This is a genomic window from Apibacter sp. B3919 (genome assembly GCF_026537405.1).
In the GTDB taxonomy this organism is placed as follows: Bacteria; Bacteroidota; Bacteroidia; order Flavobacteriales; family Weeksellaceae; genus Apibacter.
The window spans coordinates 97,303-118,897 of record NZ_JAFNMG010000002.1 but is presented as its reverse complement, the minus strand read 5'-3'; the positions used below and the strand labels follow the sequence as shown (position 1 = coordinate 118,897).

At 31.2% G+C, this 21,595-nt stretch carries 18 protein-coding genes; 16 read left to right on the top strand and 2 right to left on the bottom strand.

The window, feature by feature from the left end:
- Positions 1 to 18: 18 nt before the first annotated feature.
- The 9 genes from J3U20_RS03840 (at position 19) to J3U20_RS03800 (ending at position 10,594) form a co-directional block, all read left to right on the top strand.
- Complete coding sequence (locus J3U20_RS03840; protein ID WP_160541703.1) at positions 19 to 2,403, top strand: heavy metal translocating P-type ATPase; 2,385 nt, start codon at positions 19 to 21, stop codon at positions 2,401 to 2,403.
- Between the two features lie 143 nt (positions 2,404 to 2,546).
- Positions 2,547 to 2,729: a cbb3-type cytochrome oxidase assembly protein CcoS gene (gene ccoS / locus J3U20_RS03835; protein ID WP_160541702.1), complete on the top strand. Its 183-nt coding sequence runs from the start codon at positions 2,547 to 2,549 to the stop codon at positions 2,727 to 2,729.
- A 21-nt stretch (positions 2,730 to 2,750) separates the two neighbouring features.
- Positions 2,751 to 4,982, top strand: coding sequence for a cytochrome-c oxidase, cbb3-type subunit I (ccoN, locus tag J3U20_RS03830; RefSeq protein ID WP_160541701.1), 2,232 nt, complete (start codon positions 2,751 to 2,753; stop codon positions 4,980 to 4,982).
- Between the two features lie 209 nt (positions 4,983 to 5,191).
- Positions 5,192 to 6,196 carry a cbb3-type cytochrome c oxidase N-terminal domain-containing protein gene (locus J3U20_RS03825; protein ID WP_160541699.1) on the top strand — a complete coding sequence of 335 codons (1,005 nt, stop codon included), beginning with the start codon at positions 5,192 to 5,194 and terminating at the stop codon, positions 6,194 to 6,196.
- 159 nt (positions 6,197 to 6,355) lie between these two features.
- Positions 6,356 to 7,816: a cytochrome c oxidase accessory protein CcoG gene (gene ccoG, locus J3U20_RS03820; protein WP_160541698.1), complete on the top strand. Its 1,461-nt coding sequence runs from the start codon at positions 6,356 to 6,358 to the stop codon at positions 7,814 to 7,816.
- Positions 7,817 to 7,818: 2 nt separating this feature from the next.
- The gene (locus tag J3U20_RS03815; RefSeq protein ID WP_160541697.1) at positions 7,819 to 8,280 is read left to right on the top strand and encodes a FixH family protein; all 462 of its coding nucleotides are present in this window, start codon (positions 7,819 to 7,821) and stop codon (positions 8,278 to 8,280) included.
- On the top strand, positions 8,271 to 9,002 hold the full coding sequence (locus J3U20_RS03810) for a sulfite exporter TauE/SafE family protein (protein WP_160541696.1): 732 nt from the start codon (positions 8,271 to 8,273) through the stop codon (positions 9,000 to 9,002). The genes J3U20_RS03815 and J3U20_RS03810 overlap by 10 nt, the downstream gene beginning before the upstream one ends.
- Before the next feature lie 65 nt (positions 9,003 to 9,067).
- Entirely contained in the window at positions 9,068 to 9,814 is a 747-nt protein-coding gene (locus J3U20_RS03805; protein ID WP_166004694.1) for an MlaE family ABC transporter permease, read from the top strand.
- A gap of 3 nt (positions 9,815 to 9,817) precedes the next feature.
- Positions 9,818 to 10,594 carry an ABC transporter ATP-binding protein gene (locus J3U20_RS03800; RefSeq protein ID WP_105296789.1) on the top strand — a complete coding sequence of 259 codons (777 nt, stop codon included), beginning with the start codon at positions 9,818 to 9,820 and terminating at the stop codon, positions 10,592 to 10,594.
- Between the two features lie 14 nt (positions 10,595 to 10,608).
- On the opposite strand, the gene J3U20_RS03795 is transcribed toward J3U20_RS03800, so the two are convergent.
- The gene (locus J3U20_RS03795) at positions 10,609 to 11,706 is read right to left on the bottom strand and encodes a mannose-1-phosphate guanylyltransferase (RefSeq protein ID WP_160541695.1); all 1,098 of its coding nucleotides are present in this window, start codon (positions 11,704 to 11,706) and stop codon (positions 10,609 to 10,611) included.
- Positions 11,703 to 12,317, bottom strand: a complete 615-nt coding sequence (locus J3U20_RS03790; protein ID WP_160541694.1) for a SprT-like domain-containing protein — start codon at positions 12,315 to 12,317, stop codon at positions 11,703 to 11,705. The genes J3U20_RS03795 and J3U20_RS03790 overlap by 4 nt, the downstream gene beginning before the upstream one ends.
- A 168-nt stretch (positions 12,318 to 12,485) precedes the next feature.
- Here J3U20_RS03790 and J3U20_RS03785 point away from each other — a divergent pair, with 168 nt between their 5' ends.
- The 7 genes from J3U20_RS03785 to J3U20_RS03755 all read left to right on the top strand — a co-directional run bounded on the left by J3U20_RS03785 (position 12,486) and on the right by J3U20_RS03755 (position 21,400).
- Entirely contained in the window at positions 12,486 to 13,715 is a 1,230-nt protein-coding gene (locus tag J3U20_RS03785; RefSeq protein ID WP_160541693.1) for a PSP1 domain-containing protein, read from the top strand.
- 19 nt (positions 13,716 to 13,734) lie between these two features.
- Positions 13,735 to 14,187, top strand: a complete 453-nt coding sequence (locus J3U20_RS03780) for a gliding motility lipoprotein GldH (protein ID WP_160541692.1) — start codon at positions 13,735 to 13,737, stop codon at positions 14,185 to 14,187.
- Positions 14,188 to 14,208: 21 nt separating this feature from the next.
- Positions 14,209 to 16,617, top strand: coding sequence for a penicillin-binding protein 1A (locus J3U20_RS03775; RefSeq protein ID WP_160541691.1), 2,409 nt, complete (start codon positions 14,209 to 14,211; stop codon positions 16,615 to 16,617).
- Positions 16,618 to 16,842: 225 nt separating this feature from the next.
- Positions 16,843 to 17,520 carry a LysE family translocator gene (locus tag J3U20_RS03770; RefSeq protein WP_105296795.1) on the top strand — a complete coding sequence of 226 codons (678 nt, stop codon included), beginning with the start codon at positions 16,843 to 16,845 and terminating at the stop codon, positions 17,518 to 17,520.
- Between the two features lie 83 nt (positions 17,521 to 17,603).
- Positions 17,604 to 20,048, top strand: coding sequence for a TonB-dependent receptor domain-containing protein (locus tag J3U20_RS03765; protein WP_160541690.1), 2,445 nt, complete (start codon positions 17,604 to 17,606; stop codon positions 20,046 to 20,048).
- Between the two features lie 360 nt (positions 20,049 to 20,408).
- Positions 20,409 to 20,978, top strand: a complete 570-nt coding sequence (locus tag J3U20_RS03760) for a Crp/Fnr family transcriptional regulator (protein ID WP_160541689.1) — start codon at positions 20,409 to 20,411, stop codon at positions 20,976 to 20,978.
- An 86-nt stretch (positions 20,979 to 21,064) separates the two neighbouring features.
- Positions 21,065 to 21,400 carry a cupin domain-containing protein gene (locus tag J3U20_RS03755; protein ID WP_160541688.1) on the top strand — a complete coding sequence of 112 codons (336 nt, stop codon included), beginning with the start codon at positions 21,065 to 21,067 and terminating at the stop codon, positions 21,398 to 21,400.
- The last annotated feature ends 195 nt before the right edge of the window (positions 21,401 to 21,595 follow it).

Below are 21,595 nucleotides of genomic sequence, written 5' to 3'. Positions count from 1 at the left end.
TAGTGATAGTACAAATATATGAGTGAGCATTGTTATCATTGCGGACAGATCATTGAGGACACTCCAATTGATTTTGATAATAAATTATTTTGCTGTAACGGATGTAAATCTGTATACGAAATTTTAAATCAAAATAAATTGGAAAATTACTATAATTTAAACTCCAAAGCCGGAATAAAACCTGAAAAGGGGCAAAATTATTTTGAATTTTTAGACACCCCTCAAATCTTTGATAAAATTATTGATTATTCGGAAGGGGGATTAACTCTTATAACTTTTAAAATACCCGTTATTCATTGCAGTGCTTGTATTTGGTTATTGGAAAGTTTAAAAAATATTAATACCAATATTACATATTCTACTGTTAATTTTTCTTCTAAAACGGTACAAATTGCCTACAAAAATGAATTCTATAAATTAAGTGAATTAGCTAATTTTCTAACAGATTTAGGCTATAAGCCGGTCATTAATTTTGAAACTACTGAAAAAAAATCTGAAAAAGTAGATCATACCCTACTTGTAAAAATAGGTATAGCCGGATTTGCTTTCGGAAATATTATGCTTTTTGCCTTTCCGGAATTTCTCGAAACTGAAAAAGACCCTTGGCTTCAACAATACAGTTATTTTTTCAGAATTCTTATGTTTCTTTTCTCATTACCCGTAGTTTTTTATTGCGCTTCAGATTATTATAAATCTGCATGGGGAGCTCTAAAACACGGAGTATTAAATATTGATTTGCCCATTGTTATCGGCATATTTACCTTATTTTCCCGTAGTTGCTTTGAAGCGTATACGGGAATGAGTAACGGTTATTTCGATTCTCTAAGCGGACTTTTATTTTTTATGCTTTTAGGTAAGTATTTTCAGCAAAGAACTTATAAAACTTTAGCTTTTGATAGAGATTACAAATCCTTTTATCCCATAGCCGTAACTAAAATTACCTCCAATAAAACTCATGAAAATGTTCTGATCTCAAATTTAAAAATAGGTGACAGAATACTAATACGCAATCAAGAAATAATTCCTGCCGATTCTATTCTCATTCATGGAGATGCTTTTATTGATAACAGCTTTATTACCGGAGAATCCAAACTAATAGAAAAGAAAACAGGAGAAAAAATATTTGCCGGAGGAAAACAATCCGGCACTACTATAGAACTAGAGATCATTAAAGAAGTTAATCAAAGCTATCTTACCCGACTATGGAATAATGAAGCATTTAAAAAAGATACTTCAACTATTGATTCAATCACCAATAACATAAGTAAATATTTTGTGATGGTCATACTGATCATCACAATTGTAAGCGGATTATACTGGTATTTTATTGAAAAAAACACTTCGCAAATGTACCAAGTAATCACGGCTATATTGATTGTTGCCTGTCCCTGTGCATTAGCTCTTTCCGCACCCTTTACCATTGGAAATATCATGAGAATTTTCGGTAAAGAGAAATTTTACGTAAAAGATGCCCTCACAGTTGAAAAACTGGCAAAAATAGACCATATAGTTTTTGATAAAACCGGCACTTTGACGATTAATAAAGTCAACAAAATCAGTTATGAAGGAGAAAAACTTACTATTGAAGAGTTAAAAAACTTAAAAGCTATACTTCAAAATTCCAATCACCCTTTAAGCAGATCACTTTATGAATCTATTTCCATGCCCATTGATCATATATCTATTAAGGACTACGAAGAAATAATAGGTAAAGGAATAAAAGGGTTCATTAAGGGTATAGAATACAAATTAGGCTCATCCGATTTTGTAGGAAATAAAAAAAATATTAATTCCGAAACATCTGTTTATATTTCCATCAATGGTATATATAAAGGGTTATATAAAATTAAAAACCAATACAGAAAAGATTTAAAAGAAATTATCAGATCACTTAACCATTATAAAATATCATTATTAAGTGGAGATAATAATTCTGAAAAGCATATTTTAGAAAAAATATTTTCCACAGACACGGTTATTAAATTTAATCAGTCTCCTCAAGATAAGCTCGATTATATTAAAAGTTTACAAGATCAAGGGCATACAGTTTTAATGCTTGGCGACGGACTCAATGATGCAGGAGCCTTAAAACAATCTAATGTGGGTATTGCCATTTCAGATGATATAAACAGTTTCACTCCTTCGTCTGATGCCATATTAGACGGAAACAATTTTGCTTATCTACCTAAATATTTAAAATTATCAAAAAAAGCCTTAGTTATAGTTTCCATTTGTTTCATTATTAGTTTTTGCTATAATATAATCGGATTAAGTTTTGCAGTTTCTAACAGGCTTTCCCCCTTAGTAGCAGCCATACTTATGCCTGTAAGTTCCATTTCAGTAGTACTATTCACTACCGTGGTAAGTAAAGTTATTGGATATGAAACATTTAAAAAAAGATAAGGTAATTTCTTTATTAGAAAACACATCAAATAACCTAAAATATACCTCAATTTAGAAATATTCTAAATTAAAGATGCAATGTAAAAATATGTTACAAATCATTATCATTCATATCAAATAAAATGTATTTTTGTTCAGTCAGTATGGAAATATTATATTTAATGATATTATGCAGTGTTTCATTAGCTGTTATATTTTTGATCCTTTTTATCTATGGAATCAAGAAAGGACAATTTGATGATGATGAATCACCTGCAGTAAGAATTTTATTTGATTCCAATGATGGCAATTCAACAGAATCCAAAAACGATAAGAAAGAAAAATAATAAAGTAACTACATAACACCAATGGAAACACAAAAATTTTCATATGATAATAAAATTACAAAAGCGTTTGCCTATGCCACTATACTTTGGGGTATTGTTGGTTTTATAGTCGGACTTACTGTAGCCTCATTATTATTCATACCGACATTACCTGAATTTTTCTTTGGTACTGAAGGAGCCGATTTAGCCAGATCACAAGGCTTTTTGGGATATGGAAGATTGAGAATGCTTCACACCAGTGCCGTTATTTATGCGTTTGTAGGTAATGGTTTTTTTACAGGGTTTTATTATGCTACCCAGCGATTATTAAAATCTCGAACCAATGATCTGTTAAGTTGGATTCATTTTTGGGGATGGCAATTAATTATCATTTCTGTAGTAATAACCTTCTTAATGGGAATAAATACATCCAAAGAATATGCAGAGCATGAATGGCCGATTGATATTATGGTAGCCATAATCTGGATATTATTTGGATTGAACATGTTTATTACCATTGCTAAAAGAAGAATCAGTCATATGTATGTTGCCATTTGGTTTTTTATAGCTACTTGGGGTGGAATTACCCTGTTGTGGGTATTTAATAACTTGGCAATCCCGTTAGATTCAAATATTTTACGAGCAAAAAGTTACTCTATATATTCAGGAGTTCAAGATGCCATGGTGCAATGGTGGTTCGGCCACAATGCAGTAGCATTCTTCTTGACTACTCCTATCTTAGGATTAATGTATTATTATTTACCTAAAGCTGCCAATAGACCGGTTTTTTCTTACAAATTATCTATTATACACTTTTGGTCCTTAATATTTGTCTACATGTGGGCCGGTCCTCATCACCTATTATATACCTCTTTACCTGCATGGGCACAAATGCTGGGAACCGCATTTTCCATCATGTTAATAGCGCCTTCTTGGGGAGGTATGCTTAACGGGTTATTAACTTTACGAGGTGCATGGGACAAAGTACGAGAAGATCCTATTCTTAAAATGTTTGTTGTGGCAGTAACTTGCTACGGTATGGCTACTTTTGAAGGTCCTTTATTGGCTACTAAAACATTAAACAAAATCGGACATTTTACCGATTGGGTTATAGGACACGTGCATTTAGGAGCTTTAGGATGGAACGGTTTCATCATTTTTGGAGTTATTTATTATATCATTCCAAGAATATTTAAAACTAATCTATATTCTGTAAAATTAGCCAACTGGCATTTTTGGTTAGGAACTATGGGAATCATCTTATATGTTATCCCTATGTACATGAGTGGTTTTACTCAAGGCTTAATGTGGAAACAATTTAATCCGGATGGAACTCTTGTTACAAAGAATTTCCTTGAAACCGTTACATCGCTAAGATATTTCTTTATATTTAGATTTATTGGAGGGGTACTTTATCTTTCAGGAGCCATATTATTAGTTATAAACATTATTGCAACTGTTAGAAAAGGTACATTTATAGCTAACGAAGAGGCAGAAGCTCCTGCTTTACATGTTTCTCCGGCAAAAGGCCCGAACGAAAAAACGCATTCCTGGTTAGAAAGAATGCCTCTATTCTTCTCTGTTTTAGCAATAATTGCTTTGGCTGTTGGTGGAGCCGTGGAAATTTTACCAACCATTTTCGTTAAATCCAATATACCACAAATAACAAGTGTAAAACCCTATACACCTTTAGAATTGGAAGGAAGAGACTTATACATACGTGAAGGTTGTAATGCCTGTCATTCCCAAATGATACGTCCTTTTAGAGATGAAGTAGTTCGATACGGAGAATATTCTAAAGCAGGAGAGTACGTATACGATAGACCTTTCCTTTGGGGATCTAAAAGAACCGGACCTGATTTACACAGAGAAGGAGGAAAAAATCCAGATTCATGGCATTTTACTCACTTATTCGACCCTAGAGAAACTTCTCCCGGATCCATTATGCCTAGATATCCGTGGTTAATTTATAACGAATTAAATGTCTCCAAAACTAAAGAAAAGTTAGAATTAATGAAAAATTGGTTCAATGTTCCTTACGAACAAAAGGATATTGACAATTATAAATCAAATATGGAGGCTCAAGCAAAAGAAATTGCAGCCAGTATATTTACAGACAGACCCGACTATAAGGCCGGTTTTGATGCCTCTGCAAAGGCTGAGGGTGCTAACTTTGTTCCATTGGAAAAAAGGGAAATTGTAGCTATAATTGCTTATTTACAAAGACTTGGTGTTGATATCAAAAAAACACAGGTAGAAACAGCAAATAATTAGAAAAATGCTCAAATTTTATAATAAAATAATTGCAGGAGTAGATAATGCCATAATTTATCAAAGCTTAGCTCTTCTGCTTTTTGTCTTATTTTTTCTTGGAGTAACTTTTATGGTAATGAACAAACCAAAAAATTACTATAACGATATGAGCAATCTACCCTTGGAGGATAATGAAAAAAGAACTAATAATATAAATACTAAATGATCATATGAAACCTAGAACACCCTTTGTCATAAATGCTATCTTATCGGTATTTTTAATTACCGGTGCATTTTACATGTTCTTGCAAAACTTTGATTTCATCACAAATCCTATATTTTTAGCCACTATTGCCATTTCTTTTGTGTTATTACTTATTAACAATTCTTTAAATGCTTTAATAGATGCTGAAAAATTTAAGTTACTTTCTGACAGTGAAAAAAAGGACTATTTAGAACTTTTAAAAACCCCTTATTTAACTCGACTTTGGAGAGACGCATTCAAAGAAAGCAAAGCAGAAGAAACCGGTGAGATTAAATTAATAGATCATGGGTATGACAATATAAAAGAATTGGATAATCAATTGCCTAGATGGTATATAGGTTTATTTGCCGTAACTATCACTTACGGTGTTGTGTATCTTTTTTCCTATGCATTTACAAGTTTTGCGCATCCGGATGTTGAATATGAAGAAGAATATAAAACTCAGATGGCTGAAATTGCCGAATATGAAAAGATAGCTCCTCAAGCCACTATAGAAACCGCTCAATTTAATCCGGATGCAGTAGCAGATGGAAAGGTAATTTATGAACAAATTTGTAAAACTTGTCATGGCGAGGGAGCTAAAGGACTTTCCGGTCCTAACCAAACGGATGATTATTGGATTAATATTCAAGAAGAATACAATAACGCAAAAGAAGACTCTGAATTTAAAAATATTTTTTATACAGTATGGAACGGTAGTAAAAATAATCCTACCATGAGAGCATTCGGAGCGACCGGAGAAATAAAAGGAAATGATATTGTTAAAGTGGCAAGTTACTTGTACCAACTTAATAAAAATTCTCCTAAAGATTCTGAAGGCCGTTCAGTAGATAAAACCGCCAAAGAACCTCAAGGTAATTTAGCCCCTTGGTCCAAAGCATATAAAGGGGGATCCGGTACAGCTGCAGCACCAACTGAAACAACTCCCCCGGCTGCAACTACGCAAAACTCATCAAACTCAGAGAAGTAAAATAAAAATTATATAAAAGTCTGTTTAGTTTCAATTGGAGATTAACAGACTTTTGCTTTTTAAATATAATTTTACTCTTTTTTATAAATGTAGAATTTAATGAAATAAAGTATAATTATAGATATCAAACTTAATAATTAACTAAATAAACAAAACATCATGTCTCAGGAAACGGAGGATAAAAAAATTCCTGACCTTGAACAACAAAAGGAAGAATTCAGAGAGAACCTTGCTACTGCAGACGTATCAGGAGAAAGAAAATGGGTTTATGTCCGAAAGCCTCATGGCAAATTCACAAAATACAGAGATATAGTCAGTGCATTCCTTCTCATCATTTTGTTTATATTTCCATTTGTTAAAATCAATGGAAATCCTATTTTCCTATTTGATATATTAAACAGGCAATTCTATATATTCGGAGCTTATTTTTCCCCATCCGATTTCTATCTTTTTGGTATAGGTTTAGTTACAACTACGGTTTTTATCATTGTATTTACCGTGACTTATGGGAGAATTTTTTGCGGTTGGATATGTCCACAAACTATATTTATGGAACATGTTTTCAGGAAAATTGAATTTCTTATCGATGGAGACAGAAATATGCAAATTCGCCTCGACAAACAAGAATGGAACGGCCAAAAAATTAAAAAGAGAATTTTAAAATGGTCCATCTTTTTAATTGTTTCTTTACTAATATGTGCTGTATTATTTTCCTACGTTTTAGGCACCGATGAGATACAAAAAATTTTTAAAGAAGGTATTTCAAAAAATGTCACTGTATTTATAGTATATATCATATTTACCACTTTATTTTATTTTGTATTTGCTTGGTTTAGAGAACAGGCATGTACTTTTGTTTGTCCATACGGCAGACTTCAAGGGGTACTAATTGATAAAGACACGATAAATATTGCTTATGATTTCGTGAGAGGAGAAGGTACTGCCGGGAGAGCAAGTTGGAGGAAAAATGAAGACAGAAAAGCTTTAGGAAAAGGAGATTGTATAGATTGTAAACAATGTGTTGAAGTTTGTCCAACGGGTATTGATATAAGAAACGGAAGTCAATTGGAGTGCGTGAACTGTACTGCTTGTATTGATGCTTGTGATATGGTAATGACACGAATGAAAATGCCAACAGGTCTAATTAGGTACGCTTCGGAAAATATGATTGAAAAAAGAACGGATTTCAAATTTACTCCGAGACTAATTGCCTACACCATAGCTTTATTGGTTTTGACATCGGTTTGTATATCATTATTGTTCATTAGATCAAGTGTGGAAACCAAATTTTTAAAAATTGTAGGTACTCAGTTTACTATAGAAGAACAATTAGTTGTTGATGAATATCAATTTATATTTTCTAATAAAACTACCGAAAAGAAAAAACTAAACGTAAAAATACTTAAACCCAATCATGCAAGTATAACTTTAGTAGGATATGGTACACAATTTATCATACAACCTAAACAAACTCTCAAAGGTACAGCTACTATTAAAATTCCTCAGTCTGATTTAATTAAAACCAAAGAAGAAGTAATTATTGGTATCTTTGACGAAAATGGTAAGAAAGTAGATGAGTATAAAACTAATTTTATTGGTCCGTCTAAAATCCGATTTTAATTATGAAATTTAAATTTACTTGGGGGCACGGGGTTATTTTAGCACTTGCCTGCTTTATTATATTTATTTGTACATTGATATTCACCATTGAATTTTCAAAGAATACTTTTGACCTGGTAACAGATAATTATTATGAAGAAGAAATAAATTATCAAAAAGAGATTGATGCTACCAACCATGCTGCTTTATTACAAGAAAAACCTAAAATTGAAATATTACCTGAATTCGGCATTAAAATAATCTTTCCAAAAGAATTTAATTATACTAATACCACCGGAAAATTTAAACTTTTCAGAGCCAATTCTCAAGCTTTAGATATTAACAAGAAAGAACTTGATTTATCTCCTTCTAATACCATATTAATTCCGTCTAAAGTTTTAGTAAAAGGAAATTATACATTAAAATTATATTGGGAAAAAGAAAAAACTAATTATCAGATGGAAATACCGTTAACATGGAATTAGATATCGTTTACTTATATACAGCACTTAGTTTAGGATTATTGGGGGGATTTCATTGCATAGGAATGTGCGGCCCGATCGCTTTTTCCATCGGGTTGGATGCAACTAATAAATTTAAATTCTATACTCAGAATATTTTATATCAATTGGGAAGAATAACCACTTATTCTTTATTAGGAGGCATTTTAGGAATTGTGGGTAAAAGCTTTAATATAGCCGGATATCAAAAATACATATCAATCTTTGCCGGTATTCTATTAATTCTCATGGTACTATTACCGGGAAAAACCACTGAAATTGGAGATAATTTCAGACCGATAAATAAGTTCATGATTAAAATTAAACTATTTTTAGGTAGATTTCTTCAAAGGAAAGATAATACTTCCCGATTTCTTACTGGAGTACTTAATGGATTTCTTCCTTGTGGTGCTGTATATGTAGCATTAACCTCTTCGATTGCTGCCGGTGGAATTATTCAAGGTATGCTATTTATGGCCGTTTTTGGATTAGGGACATTTCCTTTCATGTTCATAACAACATTAACCGGTAAATTTATTGGAGCTAAAGTTAGATTCAAGATTCTAAAAATATTTCCCTACTTTATAGTTTTAATAGGCATTTTATTCATACTAAGAGGGTTGGGTTTAGGTATTCATCTATTGTCTCCCTCAGATAAAGCTTTAAAATTGGAACAAAGATCGCATGCGAAAAGTTGTTGCCATTAAAACGGTTTCCTTTAAAAATAATCTTTCTTTTTTTAAAAATAAAAAAATAGTAACTTCGCACCATTATGGGGATGATTTCGAATATTGGAGCATATTCTTTCTTAATGGCAAGGGTTTTTAAAAAACCCCAAAAAAGAAAAATTTTCAGAAAAAATTTACTTAGAGAAATAAATGATTTAGGAGTTAATTCCGTGGGTTTGGTTGCTTTCACCTCTTTTTTTGTGGGTGCAGTAGTTGCCATTCAAATGTATAATAATTTCAAGACATCCTCTTTCCCTATTCCTGATTATTATGTGGGATATGCAACCAAAGTGGTTCTTATACTGGAATTTTGCCCTACAATAATTAGTGTTGTATTAGCCGGAAAAGTGGGTTCTTTTATTGCATCGAGCATCGGTACTATGAGAGTTACCGAACAGATTGATGCTTTGGAAATCATGGGAGTAAACAGCCCATCGTATCTAATTCTTCCAAAAGTGGTTGCTTCTTTATTTTTTAATGTAATCTTAATCATGATTAGCCTTTTGATGGGTATTCTGGGAGGTTATTTTGCGGGAAGTTTTTCCGGAAGCTGGGCCCCGGTAGATTATGTTCAAGGACTTCAAATGGCATCACCTGATTTCTTTATTTACTATTGTTTTATAAAAACTATCGTATTTGCCTTTATCATAGCAACAGTACCTTCTTATTATGGTTATACCGTAAAAGGCGGTTCATTGGAAGTTGGGCGTAATAGTACTTCAGCTGTTGTATGGACAACAGTCCTTATCATCATCACAAATTTAATGTTAACTCAACTTTTACTAGATTAAACAATGATTTCAGCAATAAACGTTACTAAATCATTTGATGGAGTAGAAGTCCTTAAAGGGATTACTACTACTTTTAAAAAAGGAAAAACAAATTTAATTATCGGACAAAGTGGTTCCGGAAAAACTGTTTTTCTTAAATGTCTTCTTGGCTTATTTGAACCTACTTCCGGACAAATTCTATACGAAAATACAGATGCATCCAAATTATCTGTATCTGAAAGGCAAAATTTACGAAGCGAAATAGGAACAGTGTTTCAAGGGAGTGCCCTGTTTGATTCCATGACGGTTGAACAAAATGTAAAGTTTCCTCTTGAAATGTTTGCAAATATATCTGAAAAAGATATGAGGGAACGGGTTGATCAAGTATTAGAACGAGTAAATCTAACAAATGCGCGTAAGAAATTTCCATCTGAAATTTCCGGAGGAATGCAAAAAAGAGTAGCTATTGCACGTGCTATTGTTAATAATCCAAAATATTTATTTTGCGATGAGCCAAATTCAGGTTTAGACCCTCAGACTTCTCAAATAATAGATAAACTTATTCATGAAATTACCCGTGAATACGACACAACTACTATTATAAATACTCACGATATGAATTCTGTTCTTGAAATAGGTGAAAATATAGTTTACCTAAAAAACGGAGTTAAAGAATGGGAAGGAGATAAAAACTCTATCGTAACTTCTGATAATCAAGCTTTATTAGATTTCGTATTCTCTTCAAAAATATTTAAAATGGCTCGTGAAGCCATGCTTTATCATCAAAATAATAAAAAGTAAGAAACGAAGAAATATTATTCTTTTGAAGATTTCTTACTTTCTTCCAATTTTTTAATATTTTCTAAATAATCCTTAATTTTTTGGTCATTATTTCGGGGACATACTAATAGTGCTTCTGAAGTATCCACTATTATAAAATCCGTTAGTCCATCAATAATATATATTTTATTCGAGAGGTCTGTTTTTATAATGGTATTACTGGTATCGTATGTATAAATATTGTTACCGTGTACTGCATTCCCTTCTTCATTTTTATTAAAGTTCTCATATAATGCACTCCATGTACCTAAATCACTCCATCCGAAAGTAGAAGGAATTACCCAAACATTATCAGATTTCTCTAAAATGCCATAATCAATTGAAATTTTTTCAATTTTAGAATAAATTTTTTCTACAGCCTCCGGCTCTTTATCTGTATTATATTCAGGGATTATAGATTCAAAAGATCGATACATATCCGGAAGATATTTTTGATAAGAACTTAGAATACTTCGGCTTGACCAGATAAAAATGCCTGAATTCCATAAAAAATTCTTACTTTTTAAGAACTCTTTAGCCGTTTCAAGATTCGGTTTTTCTTTAAAGGATTTCACTTGGTAAAGTCCCTCTTTGCCTTCTTTAACGTACTCAATATATCCGTATCCGGTGTCTGGTCTTGTAGGAGCAATTCCTAAAGTTACCAATATATTATCTTGACTAGCGTGTTTTAAAGCGTTTAATACATTAGTAACAAATTGATTTTCATTGATAATTAAGTGATCTGAAGGAGCAACGATAATACTTGCATCCGGATTTAATTTATGGATTTTTTCTGCCATATAAATGTTACAGGCAGCTGTATTCATCATTTTGGGTTCACCGATAATTTGGTTTTTGGAAATATCGGGTAATTGACTCAATGTAAGATCAACGTATTCTTGGTTGGTGATAACAAAAATATTTTCTTTTAGGATAATTTTACTTAATCTTTCAAATGTTTGCTGAATTAACGTTTTCCCTGTACCTAAAATATCATGAAACTGCTTTGGGAATTTTGTGGTACTTATTGGCCAAAAACGACTACCTATACCTCCGGCCATAATTACACAATAATAATTCTTATTCTTTGTCATAAAACATTTATTTCAGTAACCGGAGCATTCTCCGCAATCAAATATCTTTTACCTGTATTTTTTTCAATGCAAATATAGCGAGTTTTTGATTTCTTTAATTTATAAAAAAATTTATTATTAATTTTAAATAAAGCATTTACATGTAAATCTTTCAATAACAACGCATTCGGATCTTGCTTTCTTATAAAATATTCAGATAATTTTTTATCTGCATAAAAACTTGCTTTGGGATTCTGCATAAAAACTTTCAATATCACTTTTAATTCTTCTTCATATACATCAATACTTTCAGAAATCATTTCAGAAAATGTTTTTTTCCACTCTTTACCATGAGGTTGAATTCTTCTGGAATACAAATCAAAAGCTTTTAAATGCGCTATTTCATGGGTTAAAGTTAAAAAACATAACGATTTCAACATACCCGAATTTACTGTTATTATATGAGGATTACCTTCTTGTGGAACTCTATAATCTCCTAATTTAGTTGATCGTGGTTTTTTTATAACCAAATGAAACCAATATGGTTCCAGCCATTTTTCAATATAAGCTATTGCTTCCTTTGGGATATGGGGATTTAATTTTGAATAATCTACTTTTTTAGAAGTTTCCACTATATTTTTAAATATTTCTGTAAATTTTCTTCAAAAGTAAGCCTTTTATATTAAATAATGGAATATAACGACTATATACCTTTCTCAAGAAAGGTAATTGTAAAAAATATTTTTAAGACTTATAACTTTAAAAATATCTATCTTTGTGAATTAGATTAATATCAAAATATGGAAACATGCAGTTCTTGTAGTTCGGGAGAACTACCTAAAGGATGTAAAAATAATGGAGCTTGTGGAACTGGAAATTGCAACAGTAAACTTTCTGTATTCAATTGGTTATCCGACATACACCCCCCTACTCAAAAAAATCAACCCCAATATATTGAAGTACGATTTAAAGACGATAGAAAAGATTTTTACTTAAATGATTCCCATTTACCTCTATCAATTGGTGACATAGTTGCTGTGGAAGCTAATTCAGGACATGATGTAGGGATTGTATCTTTAACCGGAGAGTTAGTCAAAATCCAAATGAGGAAAAAAAAGGCTAAAATTGATGAACTGTTTAAAGTATATAGGAAAGCTTCTCAAAAAGATATTGAAATTTGGCAAAACTATAAAAACAAAGAGCACTCGGTTATGCTTGATGCGAGACAAATTGCCAGGAGTTTGGGACTTCAAATGAAAATTTGTGATGTAGAATTCCAAGGGGATGGGTCAAAAGTTACCTTATATTATACGGCAGAAGGCAGAGTAGATTTTAGACAGTTGATAAAGGAATATGCTATGTCCTTTCGCTCAAAAATTGATATGCGGCAAATTGGTTACAGGCAGGAAAGTGCCAAAGTGGGAGGAATTGGATCCTGTGGGCGAGAGTTATGTTGCTCTACTTGGCTGACAGATTTCAGATCTGTTAACACTGCGGCGGCAAGATATCAACAATTATCCATCAATCCGCAAAAATTAGCCGGACAATGTGGCAAATTGAAATGTTGTCTTAATTTTGAATTAGACACCTATGTGGATGCCTTAGCTGATTTTCCTTCCAGCCAAACTGTATTAGAAACTGAAAAGGGTAAAGCATATTGCATTAAAGTGGATGTATTTAGAAATCAAATGTGGTTTACATATACTGATAATTCTATTTCTTGGTATCCTGTAAATATTTATGAGGTTAAAAAATTAGTTGAACTTAATAAAAAAGGTGTAACTATTAAACCATTAGATGAACTTCAGGAAAAAGAAGATTTAAAAGTTGATTTAATTGAAGAAAATAATTTGAATCGATTTGAAAAAAAATCGAAATCAAATACTAAACGGAAATCCAAAAATAAAAATCAACAGCGAACCAATTCAAAAAATACAACTGAAAAGCCTAAACCAAAAGCTAAAACTAATACTAACGTTCAATCAAATTCTAATCAACCAAAAAAAAGAACTCCTAAAAAACCTAAATAATTTTTTAGAACAATTTTAAATGAAAAAATTTCTTTTTATATCTCTTTGCTCAATGCTTCTTTTCATAAATTGTAATCATAAGTATGAATACTCACAAATGAAAAGCATCAATAATTCTTGGAGTAAAAAAGATACTTTAAATTTTAATTTTACCATTAAAAATGCTTCCGACAAAAAAAATATAAACTTTATAGTAAGGAATAATGAGGATTATCAGTTTAGTAATCTCTATTTATTTATTAAATTAAAAGAAGGAAAAAAAGTTATTAGTACCGATACGTTAAATTATATATTAGCTGATAAAACAGGAAAATGGCTTGGTTCGGGCATGGGATCCATTAAAGAAATTTATTTTCAATATAAAAAAGATTTCTCATTTACTAAAAACGGGGACTATACACTTTCCGTTGTTCAAGGAATGAGGAAAGACACTTTAAAAGGCATTGTAGACTTTGGAGTAACTATTGAATAAACTTACCATAGAATATATATTATGGCATTAACAAATAAAAATAAGAATAAGACCAATACTATAAATAAAATAAATAAATCTAATTCCACTAAAAAATTTATAAGAAAATTTTTTATATGGTTTTGGGGATTATTTTTTGCCGGAATTTTATCATTTGCTTTACTTTTTTTATTAACAATTTATGGCTTCTTTGGAGAAATGCCCAATGTTAGAGATTTGGAAAATCCGGATATATTTGTTGCCTCTGAAATTATATCTGCAGATGGTGTTGTAATTCAAAAGTTTGAAAAAGAAAAAAGAATCCCGGTAGAATATCAAGATTTACCTCCCTACCTTATTTATGCTTTAATGTCTAAAGAAGACGAACGTTTTCCTTACCATTCAGGGGTTGATAAAAAAGCTTTATTCAGGGCTGTTTTTTATGGTGGAAAAAGAGGGGGTGGTAGTACTATAACCCAACAGTTAGCTAAACTTCTTTTTACGCAAAAAGATGATGACGAGGGTAACTTTTCTTACAAAGGGGTATCGCAAAATAAATTTCAACGAGCTTTCCAAAAAATAAAGGAAATTATAATCGCGGTTCAACTCGAAAAATTATATACTAAAGATGAAATCTTAACTCTTTATTTAAATAAATTCGATTTTTTATTTAATGCTAATGGTATTGCAACCGCATCCAAGGTATATTTTAACAAAAATGTTAAAGATTTGGATCTATCACAAAGTGCCACATTGGTAGCTATGTTAGAAAATCCGGTGGTAAACAATCCTAAAATTAATCCTGAAAATGCTAAAAAAAGAAGAAATGTTGTCTTAGGCTTGATGAAGGACCAAGGTTACATTACTGAAGCAGAATTCAATTCGATTAAAGAAACTCCTATTGAGCTTAACTACAGACCGGTAAAAGAAATTGGCGAAGGATATTCCGCTTATTTTAAACATGCATTAAAAAAAGAAGTTAATGCTGTTTTAAATGATTATGAAAACCAAACAGGAAAAAAATATAATCTTTATAAAGACGGACTAAAAATATATGTAACTCTAGATTCTAGAATGCAAAAATATGCTGAAGAAGCAATTGAAAAGCATTTAAAAAATCTACAAAAATCTTTTTTCAGAGAGCAAAAACAAAGGAAATATGCTCCTTTTTACACTTATCCGGGAGATCCCAAAATTGATTTTTTATACAATAAACTCATGACAGATGCCATGAAAAGAACCGGAAGGTATAAAAACCTAAAAAATAAGGGATTATCTGATGAGGAAATTGTAACGGAATTCAAAAAACCAATCAACTTACAAATCTTCACATGGAAAGGCGATAAAGATACTTTACTATCTCCTTGGGATTCTATAAGATATCATAAACATATTATTCAAGCCGGACTAATGGCAATGGAGCCTCATTCGGGAAATATAAAAGCATGGGTTGGAGGAATCAATTGGAAACATTTTCAATACGATCATGTTAAACAAGCACGTAGACAGGTAGGTTCTACATTCAAACCTTTTGTATATGCCACTGCCATTAAAAACCTTAATTACACCCCTTGTACACAAGTTTCAAATGCAACTTATACCAAAGGTAAATGGACAGTTGCCGGTAACGGCGCTTCTATGCCTTTAAAAACAGCTCTTGCCTACTCCAAAAATGCGGTAACAGCAAGGTTAATTGATGCTACCGGATATGATGCAGTTATAAAAATGGCCAGAGATTTAGGAGTTGAAAGTCCTATCCCCAGAAACAATACTATTGCCTTAGGATCTGCAGACTTAACCATTTATGAAATGGTTGGAGCCTATAGCACTTTTGCAAATTTTGGGAATTATACCAAACCTGAAATGGTTTGGCGTATTGAAGACAGCAACAATAAAGTAATTAAAGAATATCAACCACAGGTAAGAGAAGTTATGAATGAAATATACGCTTACACTATGATTGAATTAATGAAAGGGGTAATTGATCAAGGTACAGGCCGAAGAGTCAGGAGTATGGGTATTGATGCTGAAATTGCAGGTAAAACAGGAACGACCAATAAAAATGCCGACGGATGGTTTATAGGAATTGCTCCTAAATTGGCTACCGGCATATGGGTTGGATGGGAAGACAGATATGCGCATTTTGAATCAACTTCCATTGGTCAAGGAGCAAGTATGGCTTTACCTATTTGGGCCTATTTTATGCAAAAAATATATGCTGATCCTAAATTGGAAATAACCCAAAAAGATAAATTTGCCAGACCGGAAACTATGAATGACAATTTTAGTTGTGATGATTTGGCTTCTTACGGTGCTTACGACGGAAGTTATTCTTCAGATGAGAACGGAGGGTATTATAATAATTCATCGAACGAAAACCATGGTTCTAATAAAACGGAAAATATAAATCGAGATACCAGAAAAAAAGATACGGTGAATTTTGATAAATAAATAATAAAAAAGTTAATTCACTCTTTATTTTACATTAAAAATAAGTTGATAAACTTTATTATTATAAAGAGCATTTTTTTTATTTTTTTTGTATTTGAGATAAAAATTAGGGATTGCACTCAAATAAACATGATAAACAATCCATAAAATAATCTCATCTAACTAATATCTGTCACATTATGTTAACACAAAATTACGTACCTTGCAAATTATTATAATAATTTAATGATTTCTCTAATCACATCTGCAATTTTACTTGGGCTAATTCTCAGTCTTGTTTTAATAGGTCCCGTATTTTTTCTTCTGATTGAAACCAGTCTTACTAAAGGTATAAAACCTTCCATAGCTCTCGAAGCGGGTGTAATTTCTGCAGATATACTTTGTATTTATGTTTCGCATACAGGTAGTAAAGGTTTACTAAAGTTTATAGACACACATCCGTCGGTATATATGATTGCCGGTTTTGTAATTTTTATTTACGGATTATACAATATTCTTTCAAAAGGTAATTTGCATATTAAAACAGATGCTAATATTGCGACTACCAATTATTTTAAAACCTATATGAATGGTTTTTTACTCAATTTGGTTAATATTGGTGTTATCGTATTTTGGCTGACAACAGTTGTATTAATATCCGCACAATATTCAAAACCTTCCGATTTTTATTTATACATAACCATTTTATTAATTACTATGGTGTCTGTTGATATGTTAAAAATATTTTTAGCTTCCAAGTTTAAGCATCAGCTGACCGATCAACTTGCCTACAAAATAAAAAAAATTGTAGGTATTGCCCTTATCGTATTTGGCATTATTATCTTTGGTAAAAGCTTTATTAAAACTAAAACAGAAAATCCTTTTGAATTAATCGAAAATAATAACTTCCGAAAGAAAAAGTAACACTAAAAAATAACTCTTCTTATTTACTTTACGATGTAACCTTTCAGTTTTAGCTTTGTCTATACTGAAAATAAAATTAATAAATGACTTCAAGTAAATCCATACTATCAACATTTTGTTTAGTACTATATACCTTTATATTTTCACAAAACATTGTTATAACAGGAACCATAATTACAGATAATAACCGTCCCGTACCCTACAGCAGCATTACTTTAACCAATTTAGAAGATACTTCTAAAGTATTTGGAGGATTGGCTGACGAAAAAGGTAAATTTTCTGTTAAAGTAACACCGGGAGAATACGAATTGGTGATAGATCAGGCGGGATTTGATTCATATGTCGATCAAAAGTCACTTCTTCAATCAACTTCCTTAGGAAATATAAAGATTGAACAAACGGCTAAAGAATTGGAGGGAATTGTTGTAGAAGGAAAAAAGCCATTATATAAAGTTGAGTTGGATAAAAAAATATATGACGTTTCTCAAGATTTAACTGCCAAGTCAGGAACTCTTTCAGATGTTATGCAAAATGTTCCATCGGTGAATGTGGATGTAGATGGAACGGTTAGTTTACGAGGTAATGACAATGTTAAAATTTTAGTTGACGGTAAACCTTCTGCCATGTTGGGAATTAATGATACTGCCGAAGCTTTAAAATCCATACCGGCTGATATGGTTGAAAAAATCGAAGTAGTAACCAATGCTTCTGCTCGTTATGAATCTTCAGGAACTGCCGGTATTATAAACATAATTACCAAAAAAAATAGAAAAAAAGGTGTTACCGGAAGTATTCAAATGTCCGGAGGATCTCCACAATCGTACGGTACATCCATTAATTTAGGATATGGCAAAAAAAAATGGAACTGGTTTACTAATATCGGTTTTAGGTATGGTAAAAATAAAGGTAAAGAGAAAAAAAATTACATTGGTTATGATATGAACCACCTTATGGATGAAAATTCCCTACAAGATTCTAAAAGGAATAGAGAAAGAACTTCTCTAAATGCAAGTACGGGATTTAATTTTACTTTTGACGAACAAAACTCATTATCTACCTCTGTAGGGTATAATTATAATACCAGCAATTATTTAAGTACCACCCACTATAATACCACATTATATCCCTCACTTATACAAAGCCTTACAGAAAGAAAAGAACGAGAAAACAGAAATAATTACGGAATCGACGGAAACCTAAATTTCACGCATAATTTTTTTAAAAAAGGAAATGTACTAACCGTTGACGGATTCTACTCCTATAATCTAAAAGATTCCGATTCTAAAATCTTTGACCGAATTGCCGGTTTAAATACCAATGATAATACGCAAACCAAAATAATGTTGAAATCTGATTATGTATTGCCTTTTAAAGAAGGTTCTCAATTAGAAGCCGGAATGAGAGCTGATTATTCTAAAATTAAATCAGATTTTTCTTTAAATGAATTTATAAATAATTCGTGGGTAGTGAATCCTGATCAAACAGACAATACGGTTTATCAAGAAAACATTTTATCTTCTTATTTACAATATGGAAATAAATGGGGGGGATTTTCATTTTTAGCAGGATTAAGAGAAGAAACGTCAATTATCAAGGTTGTTTCTCGTCAAGCTAATTCAACCATTACTAAAAATTATACGGACTTATTCCCTACTCTGCACCTAAATTATGATCTAACGGAAAAAAGCCAATTACAAATCAGTTACAGCCGAAGGATATTTCGTCCGGACAGCAGAATGCTTATCCCCTATAAAAACATTTCTGATGACAGGAATACTCGTCAAGGAAATCCGGACTTAGACCCGTCATATATCAATTCTTTTGAATTGGGATACAACCTTCAACAAAGTAATTGGGGAATTACTCCTTCTTTATATTATCAACGAACACAAGATCCTTTACAATTCATAACTACATCAGACCCTCTCGGAAATTTAAACACCATGCCTACCAATTTAGGACATGAAAATAGATACGGTGGAGAATTGTCTTATTCTGTAAATCCTTATAAATGGTGGAAAATTTTTGGAGATGTAAATTTATTTCAATACGAAAGCTATGGGAATTATTCGTATGAAAAAATTAATACTATAACCGGAAGTACCACCTTAGTTACCGAGAATTTAGATAAAAAAGGGTTTACATGGAGAACTCGTATGAGTATGACAGTAAAACTCCCGGAAAATTTTAATTTTCAATTACAAGGAAATTATATGGCACCTTTTAAAAATGGACAAAATAAAAGTAAAGAAATGTACGGAATGGATTTAGGAATCAGCAAAGATATATTAAAAGGTCAAGGGACATTCCTTTTCAATATTCAGGATGTTTTTGATTCTAAAAAAAGGAAATTTAAAACATACGGAGATGATTTTTACAGATACTCGGAAATGCAATGGCGTCCAAGACAATTTACCCTATCTTTTACTTATAGATTCAATAATAGTAATGATAAGAGGAGTAATAATAAAAAGAATCGCCAACAAAATACTGATACTAATTCCGATTTTGACGATATAAACATGTAAGCCTTATTTTTTAAGTATTAACATCACAAAAATCGCATGGGTGATTTCATAACTGTATAAAAACTATTAATATAGCCCATAAACTTTTATAATTCATTATATATTATTTCTGTAATGGTTATTTATAAACAAAAAAGTTCTGAACTTTTATTTAATTACTCTATGAAATAGCCGATACTTATGTTATATAAATCTGTTTCCTACTTATAAATTCATTATAAAAACGATGTAAAGTTGCAATATCACTTAAACACTATATTTTAATATCTAATCTGTACAATGGAATATCTGAAGTTCGAAAGTTAGTTAACACACTAAAATTACTTATTACTTAGGTATATTTACATAAAAATACAACATATGTTTTTAAAGGATTTAATTTGTACTAAATTAGAATTAGCAACTCAATATTATACCAGATTATCGGAATTGCTGGAAGTAAAAACATTGTTTAAAAAAGATTTTCTTATAGAAGAAGGAGAAATTTGTTCTTTTATTGGTTTTGTGAAAACCGGAGTTCTAAGATCTTATTTAGATAAAGATGGAAAAGAATTTAATATTGACTTCTATTTTCCTGAATCAATAGTAACTTCATACAGAAGTTTCTTAACAAGAGAGCCAAGCATTGGCAGTATACAAGCATTGGAAAATTCAACTATTTTATGTCTTTCTCAAACTAATTATGATTTGCTTCTCAATGAATCAAAAGCATGGTTTAAAGTTGCAAAATACATTTCAGATACTTTATTCGTTAAAAAATGCCAAAAAGATATTTCTCTTTTAATGAATACTGCTTATGAAAGATATAAATTATTGCTACAAACATATCCAAATGTGGAACAATTCGTACCACAATATCATATTGCTTCTTATATAGGAATTGAACCCGAATCATTAAGCCGTTTGAAATCTTTTAACATAAGTCAATGAAAAAATAATTATATACAACTACCTTTGGATCAAATTAATTTAATAAGCACATAATTACTTAGTGTTTTTTATTTAAATATATAATCATGTTAAAAAGTAATGTTACAAGAAAAGATCTAAAGACTGTTGTATTAAAGAACCAAACCGTTTCAAGAATTGAAATGAAAGAAGTCATCATCCCTCCAAAAGGAAAAGCAGATTATCACCTTCATCCCTGTCCGGTTATCGGACATGTATTATCCGGAACCTTGTTATTCCAAATTGAAGGACATGAACCGGAAATCATTAAATCCGGAAATGTGTTTTACGAACCTAAAAATCAACCTATTAAACATTTTGACAATGCTTCTGATACAGAGAATCTTATTTTTTTAGCATATTATTTACTGGAAGATAATGAAGATCTAATAACTATATTATAAAAATAATAGACAATGTTTAATATACATGTATAAATTATCATAAATACAAGAAAAAAAACACATAAAAATCACTTCTTTCCTATCATGATAATTATTAAGTTTTAAAATTCAACATTTGGAAAAATTATTATTCTCTAATTAGTTGCATTAAAACAATACTTTATATTTTCCTCAAATTATATGATTTGGGGATTT